Genomic DNA, 12,619 nt, shown 5'->3' on the forward strand with positions numbered 1-12,619 from the left:
CTAGAGCATGTTGGGCTCGAATTGAATCGCAGGGATTCCCAAAGGGAGCGAACCGTGATTCATCCTTGAGGCCGGGAGGAGGCCGGCAGGGATGGCGCATGGAGAGGCTCTTCGCATTCGGGTGATCAAGGCCGTCGTTGAGGATGGCCTTTCGCGGAACGAGGCGGCCCGGATATTCCGGGTCGGGATCGCGAGCGCGATCCGCTGGGTGAAGGCGTTCGAGGAAACGCAGCGCACGGCGGCTTTGCCGACCGGCGGTGATCGGCGTTCTGTGCTGAAGCCGCATCGGGACTGGCTCTTGGAACTTCGGCGCAAAGAGAACGATCTGACGCTCGATGCGATCGCCGAGCGACTGCTTCGCAGGCATGGCGTCGAAGCCGACAAGTCGATGCTGTCGCGCTTCTTTGCCGGTGAGGGCATTAGCTTCAAAAAAAACCGTGCACGCCAGCGAACAGGATCGTCCCGACGTCGTTGAGCGCCGACAAGCGTGGCGGTGCGCGCAAACCAGCCTTGGCGGTCGGCTCATCTTCCTCGACGAGACCTGGACGACGACGGCGATGACGCGTCGTTACGCCTGGGCCAATGTCGGCACACGCGCCTTGGGCCATGCGCCGCACGGACATTGGAAGACGACGACGTTCCTTGCCGGCCTGACCTGCGAGGGGCTGATAGCGCCGTTTGTGCTCGACGGGCCGATCAACGCCGAGTGCTTCTTCGCCTATGTCGAGCAAATCCTCGTCCCCACCCTGCGCGAAGGCGACACGGTGATCCTCGACAATTTGTCGAGCCATAAGAATGAAGCGGCCGCGCGTCTCATCGCCGGTGCCGGTGCGCGGCTTCTGTTCCTGCCGCCCTACAGCCCCGATCTCAATCCGATCGAGATGGCCTTCGCCAAACTCAAGGAACTGTTGCGACAAGCCCAAGCTCGAACCGTCGATGCCCTCTGGGACCTCATCGGCCGCACTCTCAGCCTCTTTACCCCTGTCGAATGCGCCAACTACATCCGTCATTGCGGGTATAATCCGCTTTGATCGCAACTCGCTCTAGGTCGCGACCGCCCCGTTCCCGGCCGTCTCCAGCCGGAACGCAGCGGCGAACAGCGCGCGGGTGTAATCCGTCTTCGGATTCTTGAAGAGCTCGGCCGCCTGTCCCTCCTCGACCACCTTGCCGCCGCGCATCACGATGAGATGGCTGGCGAGCGAGGCGACGACGCGCAGATCGTGCGAGATGAACATGTAGGTGAGGTCGCGCTTGCGCTGGAGCTCGCGCAACAGATCGACCATCTGCGCCTGGAACAGCATGTCGAGCGCGCTGGTCGGCTCGTCCAGCACGACGAAATCCGGCTCCAGCACGACCGCTCGCGCGATGCTGATGCGCTGGCGCTGGCCGCCGGAGAATTCATGCGGATAGCGGTAGCGGGTATCCGGCTTCAGCCCGACATCCTCGAGCGCCTTGACCACGCGCGCCTCGCGCTCCTCGCGCGAGAGATTCGGCTGATGCACGGAGAGGCCTTCGGCGATGATGTCGGCGACCGACATGCGCGGTGAGAGCGAGCCGAACGGATCCTGGAACACGATCTGCATGTCGCGCCGGAACGGCCGCATCTCCTTGAAGCGCAGACCCTGAATGTCCTTGCCCAGGAACACGATACGCCCGTTCGAGGAGATCAGCCGGAGCAGCGCGAGTCCCAGCGTGGTCTTGCCCGAGCCGGATTCGCCGACGACTCCGAGGGTCTCGCCCTTGCGCACGGCGACGCTGACGCCGTCGACCGCCTTGATGTGGCCGACCGTCTTGCGCATCAAGCCGCGCTTGATCGGGAACCAGACCTTCAGCTCATTGGCCGACATCACCACCGGCGCCCCCGGCTGCGGCGGCGCCGGATCGGGTTTAGGCTCCGCAGCGAGCAGGTCGCGCGTATAGGGATGTTTCGGGCTCTTGAAGACCTGCTCGACCGGCCCCTGCTCGACGATCACGCCGCCCTTCATGACGCAGACGGTGTCGGCGATGCGGCGCACGATGCCGAGATCGTGGGTGATGAAGAGCAGGCTCATGCCGAGCCGCGAACGGATCTCGGCGAGCAGCGCCAGGATCTGCGCCTGCACGGTGACGTCGAGCGCCGTGGTCGGCTCGTCCGCGATCAACAGATCCGGCTCGTTGGCGAGCGCCATCGCGATCATCACGCGCTGGCGCTGGCCGCCGGAGAGCTGGTGCGGATAGCTCTTCAGCCGCGTCTCGGGCTCGGGAATGCCGACTTGCGTCAGCAATTCGAGCGTCCGCCTGCGCGCCTCGGCATTGCTGGTCGGATTGTGCAGCTGGATGATCTCACCGATCTGCGCCTCGATCGTGTGCAGCGGATTGAGCGAGGTCATCGGCTCCTGGAAGATGATGGAGATGTCGCTGCCGCGAATCTCCCGCATCTGCTGCTCCGACTGGTCGATCACCTCCTGGCCTTTGAAACGGATGCTGCCCGAGGGATGCGAGGCGTTCGGATAGGGCAGCAGCTTCAGGATCGAGAGCGCGCTGACCGATTTTCCGGAGCCGGATTCGCCAACCAGCGCGACGCATTCGCCGCGCTTGATCTGGAACGAGATCTTGTCGACCGCGAGCGTGGTGGCGCCGCCCTGGTGGAAAGCCACCGAGAGATCGCGCACGCTGAGCAGGGGCTGGTTGATCGCGTCCATTGATTTACCTGAACGTCTTGCGCGGATCGAAAGCGTCGCGCACGGCTTCGCCGATGAAGATCAAGAGCGACAGCATGATTGCGACCGAAAAGAAACCGGAGAAGCCGAGCCAAGGTGCCTGCACATTGGCTTTCGCCTGGGACAGCAATTCGCCCAGCGAGGGCGATCCCGGCGGCAGGCCGAAGCCCAGGAAATCGAGCGCCGTCAGCGTCATCACCGAGCTCGACACGATGAAGGGCAGGAACGTCATGGTCGCGACCATGGCGTTCGGCAGCAGGTGGCGGAACATGATGACCGGATTGGAGACGCCGAGCGCCCGCGCCGCCTGAATGTATTCGAAGTTGCGCCCACGCAGGAACTCGGCCCGCACGAGACCGACCAGCGAGACCCAGGAGAACAGCAACAGGATGCCCAGCAGCACGAAGAAGCCGGGCACGAGGACCGAGGACAGGATCAGGAGAAGGTAGAGCGAGGGAATGGCTGTCCAGATCTCGATGAAACGCTGGAAGATGAGATCGACCCGTCCGCCGAAATAGCCCTGCACCGCCCCCGCCGCGATGCCGATGATGGATGAGACGATGGTGAGGCACAGACCGAACAGCACCGAGATGCGGAAGCCATAGATCAGCCGCGCGACCACGTCGCGCCCCTGATCGTCGGTGCCGAGCCAGTTATATTCGAGGTCGCGGCAGCTCTTCAGCCCCTTCTTCTCCACCACCGGCTTGCATTGCTTCTCGGTCAGCATCCAGGTCGGCGGCGACGGCGCCGGCGTCGGCAGATCGAGATTGTGGGTGTCGTAGGAATAGCGGATCAGCGGCCAGACGATGCTGCCGCCCTTGTCCTTGATCAGCTTCTGCAAATAGGGGTCGCGGTAGTCGGCCGCCGTCTCGAAGTCGCCGCCAAATGTGGTTTCCGAATAAGTCACGAAGGCGGGCCAATAGAGCCGCCCGTCGAACTTGATCAGGAAAGGCCGGTCGTTGGCGATCAGCTCGGCGAACAGCGAGACCACGAACAAAATAATGAAGATCCAGAACGACCAGTAGCCGCGGCGGTTCGCCCTGAAATTCTGCCAGCGCCGCTTGTTGAGCGGCGAAGGGGCGAACGACTTGCGCGTGATCGGAACGACCTCCCCCATTGGGGATTGAGTCGTAGTCTCGATGGGCGTCGGCGCGGTAATCGTCATCAGACCTCCCGCGCCTCGAAATCGATCCGGGGGTCGATCCACATATAGGTCAGGTCGGAGATCAGGTTGATCACGAGGCCGACCAGCGAAAAGATGTAGAGCGTGCCGAACACCACGGGATAGTCGCGGTTGAGCACGCTCTCGAAGCTGAGCAGCCCCAGCCCGTCCAGCGAGAAGATGGTCTCGATCAGCAGCGAGCCCGAGAAGAAGGCATGGATGAAGGTCCCGGGAAAACCGGCGATCACGATCAGCATCGCATTGCGGAAGACATGGCCGTAAAGCACCCGGCCCTCGCCGCACCCCTTGGCACGCGCGGTCATGACATATTGCTTGCGAATCTCGTCCAGGAACGAGTTCTTGGTCAGGAACGTCATGGTGGTGAACGCGCCGAGCCCCATGGCGATCAGCGGCAGCGTCAGATGCCAGAAATAATCGATGATCTTCCAGTACCAGGGAAACTGCGACCAGCCGTCGGAGGTCAGTCCGCGCAGCGGGAACCAGTTGAAGAAGGAGCCGCCGGCAAACAGGATGATGAGAAGGACAGCGAACAGGAAGCCGGGAATGGCATAGCCAAGCACGAGAACGGTCGACGTCCAGGTGTCGAAGCGCGTGCCGTCCTTGACCGCCTTGCGGATGCCGAGCGGGATCGAGATCAGATAGGTGATCAACGTCAGCCAGATCCCGAGCGAGATCGAGACCGGCAGCTTCTCCTTGATCAGCTGGATCACGCTGACGTCGCGGAAATAGCTCTTGCCGAAATCGAAGCGCGCGAAGTTCCACACCATCAGGAGAAAGCGTTCCGGCGCCGGCTTGTCGAAGCCGAACTGCGCCTCCAGCTTCTTGATGAAATCAGGATCGAGGCCCTGCGCACCGCGATATTTCGAGTTGATGGCATCGCCGCCGGCACCCAACTGCCCCGGCGCGCGTTGCGCGAAATCGCCGCCGCCCGAAATGCGCGAGCTGCCGCCGGTGTCGGCGCCCGAGAGCTGCGCGATCACGCGCTCGACCGGGCCGCCCGGCGCGAACTGCACGACGATGAAGGACACGAAGAGGATCCCCAGCAGCGTCGGGATCATCAAGAGGATGCGGCGGGCAATATAGGCGCTCATGATTATTTCGCCTGCTCGAGCTTGGCCGCCTTGGCGCCATCATGCCACCAGATGTCGGGAGCACCGACGCCGTTGGCGTAACGCGGCAGCTTCTGGGGATGGCTGAACTGATCCCAATACGCCAGCCGGTGCGTCTTGTTATACCATTGCGGCACCCAATAGCGGCCGACGCGGAACAGGCGATCGAAGGCCCGACACGCGATCGTCAATTCCTCGCGGCTGTCGGCCGCCATGATCTTCTCGATCATGGCATCGATCGCCGGGCTGGCGACGCCCGCGAGATTGTACGAACCTTTGGTGTTGGCAACCTGCGACGAGAAGAACGCGCGCATGGCATCGCCCGGCGTCGCCGACATGCTGAAACGCTGGATCGTCATGTCGAAGTCGAAATCTTCCTGGCGCGCCTTGTGCTGCACGGCATCGACGACGCGCACGCTTGCCTCAATGCCGAGCGTCGCGAGATTCTTGACGTAGGGTGCGTGGTGCGGCTGGAACGAAGACTCGTCCAGCAGGAACTCGATCCTGAACACCTCGCCATTCGGCAGCACCCGCTTGCCGTCCTTGATCGGTACGCCAGCGTCGTTCAGCAATTGCTGCGCCCTGCGCAGCAGGCTGCGGTCTTGCCCGGAGCCATCCGAGACCGGCGGCGTGAAGGGCGCCGCAAACACGTCGTCGGGAACCTGGCCGCGGAACGGCTCCAACAGCTTCAGCTCTTCCGGCGACGGAGGCCCGTTGCCGGCCATGAGGTCCGAGTTCTGGAATGGCGACACCGTACGGGCATAGGCGCCGTACATGATGGTCTTGTTGGTCCACTCGAAATCGAAGGCGTTGATCAACGCCTCGCGCACGCGAGGGTCCTTGAATTTATCGCGCCGCGTGTTGATGAACCAGCCCTGCGCACCGGACGGTGTATCGTCGGGCACGACCTCCATTTTGACCCGACCATCCTTCACGGCCGGAAAGTCGTAGCGCGTCGCCCAGATGCGCGAGGTGAATTCCTCACGGTAGAGATAGTTCTTGCCGGTGAAACCTTCGAAGGCGACATCGCGGTCGCGATAGAATTCATAGCGCACGACGTCGAAATTATAGCTGCCGCGGCAAACCGGCAGATCGGCAGCCCACCAGTCCTTGACCCGCTCGAACTCGATGTAGCGATTGACCTCGAATCTCCCGACCTTGTACGGACCGGAGCCGAGCGGAACCTCCAGCGACGACTCGTCAAAGGGGCGGGACACATAATACGTCTTCGAGAAGATCGGCAGGCCCGCGACATAGAGCGGGACGTCGCGTGCGCGCCCCTTGGCGAAGGTGACGACGAGCGTCGCATCGTCGATCGCTTCCGCGCTCACCACGTCGCGCATCTGCACGATGATCAGCGGATGCCCCTTGGTCTTCAGCGCCGTCAGCGAAAACGCTGCGTCGTGCGCGGTGAGCTTGCTGCCGTCATGGAATTTCGCCTCGGGCCGCATGGTGAAGCGATAGACAAGCTTGTCGGGCGATATCTGCACGGATTTGGCGGCGAGCCCGTACATTGCGTCCGGCTCGTCATTTGCCCGCACCATCAGCGGCGCAAACGTCATGTCCATGCCTTGCGCGCCGTCACCCTTGAGGATGAAGGCGTTGAGCGAGTTGAAGGTCTGGTAGGACTGATTATACGATTTCACCGACGGGATGAGCGAGAACGTGCCGCCCTTCGGCGCACCCAGATTGACATAATCGAAATGGTGGAAATCGGCGGGATATTTGAGATCGCCGAAGGCCGAGATGCCGTGGGCCTCGGCTGGCCTTTCCGACGCCGTCGCGCCGCGCTGCCAGGCGGCGCCGAGAGCGCCGGCGACACCCAGGGCAAGCACATGCCGACGTGAAAGCTGCGCCATGCGCAAAGGCTCCCTCAAGAGCGTTTTCCGTTCCGCGCCGCTTTTTCGGCGTCAAACCACCACAGCGTCGGCAGGCCGGACCGTCCATATTTCGGCATTGGCTCGGCGTGGCTGAAGCGATCCCAACGGGCATAGCGCGCGAACGGATAGGTGAACTGAGGCACCACGTAGAAATTCCAGAGCAGCACGCGATCGAGCGCATGGGTAGCGGCGACGAGACCAGCGCGATCCTTGGCGAAGATCACCTTCTCGATCAAGGCATCCACGGCAGGGTTCTTGATGCCGATGGTGTTGCGCGCACCAGGCATGTCGGCGGCCTGCGAGCCCCAGAACTCGCGCTGCTCGTTGCCCGGCGAGAGCGACTCGCCCCACTGGTCGATGATCATGTCGAAGTCGAAGCTGCGCAACCGGTTCTGGTACTGCGCATCATCGACCGTACGAACCGACGCATTGACGCCGATCCGCTCCAGTGACGGCTTGTAGAACAATGCGATCCGCTCAGATGAGGGATCTTGCACCAGGATTTCGACCGTCAGGACCTTGCCCGAGGCGTCCACCAGCTTGTGGTCGCGCACTTCGAAACCGGCCTCTTTCAGCAGCTTTGCCGCTTCGCGCAGATTGGCGCGCACGGCCTCCGGGGTGCCGCCGACCGGACTCTGGTAGGGCGTGGTGAAAACTTCCGGCGGCACCTTGTCCTTTACGGTTTCGAGGATCTGCAATTCCTCTCCCTGGGGCAGACCCGTCGCGGCGAGTTCCGTACCTTCGAAATAGCTGTTGATGCGCTTGTACTGACCGAAGAAGAGCTGCTTGTTCATCTCCTCGAAGTCGAAGGCATAGTTGAAGGCGCGCCGCACCCGCGCGTCCTTGAACTGGGGGCGCCTGATATTGACGACGAAGGCCTGCATGCGGCCGGAATCGTTGATCGGAAATTCTTCCTTGATCACCCGCTTCTCCGCGACCGCGGGGAAGTCATAGGCCGTCGCCCACTGCTTGGCGGAGTTTTCCGCGATCCAGTCGGCTTGGTCGGCCTTGAAGGCTTCCAGCGCCACGATGTTGTCGCGGAAAAACTCGAAGCGCAGCTCGTCGAAATTGTTGGTGCCGATCTGGCTGGGGAGATTGGCACCCCAATGATCTTTCACCCGCTCCAGCTTGATCGAGCGTCCCGCCACGAATTCCTTGATCCGGTATGGGCCGGAGCCCAGCGGAATCTCCAGCGTGGTCGCGCCGACGTCGCGCTTGCGGCCCTGCGCGTCGGTGCCTTCCCACCAATGCTTCGGCAGCACGGTCAATTCGCCGACGATGGTCGGCAATTCGCGGTTGCCCGGCCCGTCGAAGCTGAACTTGACGTCGCGCTCGCCGACCTTCTCCGCCTTGGTCACGTGGCGATAGTAGGACGCGTACATCGGGCTCTGTTGCTTGAACGTCTCCAGCGAGAAGATGACGTCGTCCGGCGTCACCGGCTTGCCGTCATGCCAGCGGGCTTCCTTGCGCAAACGATAGATCACCCAGGAAAAATCGTCCGGATGTTGTGCGGCCTCGGCAAGTTCGCCGTACTCGGTCGCGACCTCGTCCTGCGCCCGGGTCATCAGCGTTTCGTAGATCATCGCCGCGGCTGGAGCGAGGGAGCCCTTGATGCCGGCGACCGCGAGGTTGAAATTGTCGAAGGTGCCGATCGAGATCAGGCGGGCGACACCGCCCTTGGGCGCATCCGGATTGACGTAATCGAAGCGCTTGAAGTCGGCGGGATACTTGATGTCGCCGAACAGCGACAGTGCATGACGCCAGGGCAGCTCACCTGCAGACCGGGCCTCGCCCGCCCTGACAACGGGAACCCCCGCAGTGGAACCGAGGGCGGGAAGCACGGCGGCAGCGGCGCCGGTGAGCAAAAGATCGCGTCGGGTAATGGCCAAATCAACATCCCTGTCTTGAAGGAGGTACCCCTTTAAGTGCCCAATATAGGCGAGGTTTCGACCGAATACGTTGCTTTTTCCTCATCTTCGGGAGCCTCGGCAGGCGCTCCGGTGCGGCCAAACGCCCCGACGGCGAGGCTCCGTGGGCCGAATATGGAAACGGCCAGGCTTTTCAGCCTGGCCGCAGATTTCAAGAGGGAGTCTTGACGCCTTACTTCGATGCTGTCGGCAGCGGCTGCGGATGCTCCGACAGCGAATTCAGATAGGCAATGACGTCGGCGCGTTCGGAATCCTTCGGGATACCGGCGAAGCCCATCGCGGTGCCAGGGACGAAGCCCTTCGGATTGGCAATGAACTTGTTGAGGTCGTCGAACGTCCAGGTCCCGCCCTTGGCCTTCATGGCAGCCGAGAAGTTGAAGCCGCGGCCTTCGCCCTTCGGCTCGCCAATGACGCCATAGAGGTTCGGACCGACGCGATTCGGGCCGCCCTTCTCGAAGGTGTGGCAGGCGCCGCACTTCTTGGCAGCCGCCGCGCCCTTTTCGACGGAGGCGGTCTGGAGCAGCTTTTCGATCGGCTCCGAGGAGGCTGCAGCGGCGGCGGCGCCTTCCTTGCCGTGGCTGGCATCTTCCTTGACCGCGATCTCGAAGCCCGGCTTTTCCGGCATCTTGGCGGAGAATAGCGCCTGGGCGGTGAAGCTCGTCACCAGCAGAACAAGACAGGTGCCGAGCACGGCACCGAGAATCTTATTGAGTTCGAAAGAGTCCATTTCCGGCCAGGCCCCACCGCAACAAGGAAACAGCGGCCCAAGCGGCCGCCAGGACGAGCCTCGGGAGAATCAAAACGTTCCTTATTGTTTCCCCGAGTTTTGCCATTGAGATATCGGTTTGCCCGGGGTCTGGCAACCCGTATAAGCGACCCGGCTTTCAGCCCGTCCCCACTCCATTTCTCGGCGCGGAAAACGCCCCGTTTCCAGGCCCTTGACCCAATGATCGATCCCCGCATCCTGGTGCTGATCCCGGCCCGCATGGCCGCCACCCGCCTGCCCGGCAAGCCGCTCGCCGATATCGCGGGATTGCCGATGATCGTACATGTGCTGCGCCGCGCAGAAGCCGCTGCAATCGGCCGGGTCGCGGTCGCAACCGACACGCCGGAGATTGCTTCGGTCGTCACCGCCCATGGCGGCGAGGCGGTGATGACCCGCCCGGACCACCCCTCGGGCTCGGACCGCATCCACGAGGCCATGCAAAAGCTCGATCCGGACGGCAAGGCCGAGATCGTGATCAATCTCCAGGGCGACTTCCCGACCATCACGCCTCAGACTATCCGCGAGGTGCTGCCACCCTTTGCCGAGCCTGCGGTCGATATCGTGACCTTGGCCTCGCAGATCCACACCGAGGAGGAGGATCTCGCCCCGAGCGTCGTGAAGGCTGTGGGCTCGCCGATCGGGCCGAGGCGGCTACGGGCACTCTATTTCACCCGCGCCACAGCCCCATACGGCAACGGACCGCGTTACCACCACATCGGCCTTTACGCCTACCGTCGCGCCGCGCTGGAAAGGTTCGTGTCGCTGCCGCCATCGCCTCTGGAGCGCCAGGAGAGCCTTGAACAGCTCCGGGCGGTGGAAGCCGGCATGCGCATCGACATCATGATCGTCGACAGCGTGCCGCGTGGCGTGGATACGCCGCCCGATCTCGAAACCGCGCGTAGCATCCTTTCCAAATCCTGAGCCGCTGTTACAAGGCCGATCATGAGCAAGTTGAAAATCGCATTCCAGGGCGAGCCTGGGGCCAATTCCCACATCGCCATCGTCGAAGCGTATCCCGACGCCGAGCCGATGCCCTGCGCCACCTTCGAGGACGCGCTGTCGGCGATCTCGTCGGGCGATGCCGATCTCGGCATGATCCCGATCGAGAATTCGGTCGCCGGCCGCGTCGCCGACATCCATCACCTTCTGCCGGCCTCCGGCCTCTTCATCATCGGCGAATGGTTCCTGCCGGTCCGGCATCAGCTGATGGCGGTGAAGGGCACCAAGCTAGAAGACATCAAGAGCGTGGAGAGCCATGTCCATGCGCTCGGCCAGTGCCGGCGCATCATCCGCAAGCTCGGCATCAAGCCGATCGTGCACGCCGACACCGCCGGCAGCGCCCGCGACATTTCCGAGCGCAAGGACAAGACCGTCGCGGCGATCGCCTCGCGCCTCGCCGCGAAGATCTATGGGCTCGACATCCTCGCCGAGGACGTCGAGGACGAGGCCCACAACACCACGCGCTTTGTGGTGCTGGCGCGCGAGCCGAAATGGGCCGCGCAAGGCTCGGGCCCGCTGGTCACGACGTTCGTCTTCCGGGTGCGCAATTTGCCGGCCGCGCTCTACAAGGCGCTCGGCGGCTTTGCCACCAACGGCGTCAACATGACCAAGCTCGAAAGCTACATGGTCGACGGCAATTTCTTCGCCACGCAGTTCTACGCCGACGTCGATGGACATCCCGACGACAAGGGCCTCGCCTTCGCGATCGAGGAGCTGAAATTCTTCTCGCGCGAATTCCGCATCGTCGGCGTGTATCCGGGACACCCGTTCCGCGCGACGTTCAGCGAGGCGCAGGATTAGAGGTCGCCCCGGCGAAGGCCGGGGCCCATAACCACGGCTGCGCGTTGTTGCGGAAGGTCTCTGAAATCGAGTTTCCGCGGAAAGATTCCGCGGTATGGGTCCCGCGCCCCGTGCGCAATTGCGCACTAGGCCGGGACGACGCTTAAGCCGCACTTTTCGCCAGCCCGAACGCCTCCGCCAGCAGTGAATACGACTTCTTCCGTGCCTCGTGGTCATACACGGCGGTGATCACCATCAGCTCGTCCGGCTTGCTCGCATAGATCAGCGGCTGAAGCTTCTTCTGCACGGTTGCCGGGCTGCCGACGAACAGGCGCGAGCGGTTGCGGAGGATCGAGATGCGCTCGGCATCCGTATAGGGATAGGCCAGCGCCTCCTCGACGCTCGGCAGCGGAAGATATTGGCCCCGGTCGCGGCGAAGGCGGTTGAGGTCGAAGGAGCTGGCGAGCCTTTCGGCCTCCTCATCGGTGTCGGCCGCGATGGCCGCGACTGCGAGGATTGCGTGCGGGCGGGCGCGCCAGGCCGAGGGCTGGAAGCGGTTGCGGTAATGCACCATCGCATCGATCGCATCGTGTGAGGCGAAGTGATGGGCGAAGGCGAAGCCCATGCCGACCTCTGCGGCGAGCTCGGAGGAATAATCGCTCGAGCCGAGCAGCCAGATCGGCGGCAGCCTGGTGTCATCGGGCATGGCGACGACATTGTTGTAGGGGTGGCCCGAGGGGAATTCGCGGGTCTCCCACAAGATCAGCTCGTGCAGCCGCTCCAGGAAATCGTCGCCCTCGCGGCGGTCAAGCCGGCTGCGCAGTGCGTAGGCGGTGGCGCCGTCGGTGCCGGGGGCGCGGCCGAGACCGAGGTCGATACGACCAGGAAACAGCGCTTCCAGCATCTTGAAGCGCTCGGCCACCACCAGCGGCGCGTGGTTGGGCAGCATCACGCCGCCGGAGCCGACACGGATATGTTTCGTCACCGCCGCGATCTGCCCGATCATCACGTCGGGCGCGGGGCTCGCGACGGAGGCGAGGTTGTGATGCTCGGCGAGCCAGTAGCGGACATAGCCGAGCCCATCGACATGGCGCGCCAGATCGATGCTGTTGCGCAGCGCCGCGGCAGGCTTAGTGCCGGTGGTGACGACCGAGAGGTCGAGGACTGAGAGCGGGATCATGGCGCGTTAACGTAATGGAGTGCCGGGCAGCGGCAATGGGGCTGCGCAGCCTGACGTGTACGGACCGGCGGGCACGCTGAGACTTCTAGTTGGGA

Annotated in this window: 10 protein-coding genes; 3 read left to right on the top strand and 7 right to left on the bottom strand. The window is 63.3% G+C overall.

Annotation, left to right across the window (positions count from 1 at the left end; all coding sequences use genetic code 11):
• The first annotated feature begins 91 nt into the window (after positions 1-91).
• Positions 92-1,031, top strand: a protein-coding gene (locus BLV07_RS23870; RefSeq protein ID WP_502690207.1) for an IS630 family transposase whose coding sequence is annotated in 2 segments (ribosomal slippage) — positions 92-429 and positions 428-1,031 — 942 coding nt in all. Because the reading frame shifts where the segments join, the coding sequence is not laid out codon by codon here.
• 12 nt (positions 1,032-1,043) lie between these two features.
• Here the strand turns inward: BLV07_RS23870 and BLV07_RS23875 are convergent.
• From BLV07_RS23875 to BLV07_RS23900, 6 genes are all read right to left on the bottom strand, one after another.
• Positions 1,044-2,681 carry an ABC transporter ATP-binding protein gene (locus BLV07_RS23875; RefSeq protein WP_091890328.1) on the bottom strand — a complete coding sequence of 546 codons (1,638 nt, stop codon included), beginning with the start codon at positions 2,679-2,681 and terminating at the stop codon, positions 1,044-1,046.
• Positions 2,682-2,685: 4 nt separating this feature from the next.
• Positions 2,686-3,864 carry an ABC transporter permease gene (locus BLV07_RS23880; protein ID WP_091890331.1) on the bottom strand — a complete coding sequence of 393 codons (1,179 nt, stop codon included), beginning with the start codon at positions 3,862-3,864 and terminating at the stop codon, positions 2,686-2,688.
• Positions 3,864-4,973: a microcin C ABC transporter permease YejB gene (locus tag BLV07_RS23885; RefSeq protein WP_091890333.1), complete on the bottom strand. Its 1,110-nt coding sequence runs from the start codon at positions 4,971-4,973 to the stop codon at positions 3,864-3,866. Before BLV07_RS23885 ends, BLV07_RS23880 begins: the two co-directional genes overlap by 1 nt.
• A gap of 2 nt (positions 4,974-4,975) precedes the next feature.
• Positions 4,976-6,850 (bottom strand): extracellular solute-binding protein, encoded by a 1,875-nt coding sequence (locus tag BLV07_RS23890; RefSeq protein WP_091890336.1) that lies wholly within the window; start codon positions 6,848-6,850, stop codon positions 4,976-4,978.
• Positions 6,851-6,864: 14 nt separating this feature from the next.
• Positions 6,865-8,760 (bottom strand): extracellular solute-binding protein, encoded by a 1,896-nt coding sequence (locus tag BLV07_RS23895; protein WP_176945718.1) that lies wholly within the window; start codon positions 8,758-8,760, stop codon positions 6,865-6,867.
• Positions 8,761-8,971: 211 nt separating this feature from the next.
• Positions 8,972-9,526: a c-type cytochrome gene (locus BLV07_RS23900; protein ID WP_091890339.1), complete on the bottom strand. Its 555-nt coding sequence runs from the start codon at positions 9,524-9,526 to the stop codon at positions 8,972-8,974.
• A 219-nt stretch (positions 9,527-9,745) separates the two neighbouring features.
• On the opposite strand from BLV07_RS23900, the gene BLV07_RS23905 reads away from it, so the two are divergent.
• Together BLV07_RS23905 and BLV07_RS23910 are read left to right on the top strand one after the other, a co-directional pair.
• Complete coding sequence (locus BLV07_RS23905) at positions 9,746-10,486, top strand: 3-deoxy-manno-octulosonate cytidylyltransferase (protein WP_091890342.1); 741 nt, start codon at positions 9,746-9,748, stop codon at positions 10,484-10,486.
• 21 nt (positions 10,487-10,507) lie between these two features.
• A complete protein-coding gene (locus BLV07_RS23910; RefSeq protein ID WP_091890345.1) occupies positions 10,508-11,365 on the top strand; it encodes a prephenate dehydratase in 858 nt (285 codons plus the stop codon).
• A 142-nt stretch (positions 11,366-11,507) separates the two neighbouring features.
• On the opposite strand, the gene BLV07_RS23915 is transcribed toward BLV07_RS23910, so the two are convergent.
• Entirely contained in the window at positions 11,508-12,524 is a 1,017-nt protein-coding gene (locus BLV07_RS23915; protein ID WP_091890348.1) for an LLM class flavin-dependent oxidoreductase, read from the bottom strand.
• Between the last annotated feature and the right edge of the window lie 95 nt (positions 12,525-12,619).

The organism is Bradyrhizobium sp. Rc2d (assembly GCF_900099855.1).
Taxonomy (GTDB): Bacteria; Pseudomonadota; Alphaproteobacteria; order Rhizobiales; family Xanthobacteraceae; genus Bradyrhizobium.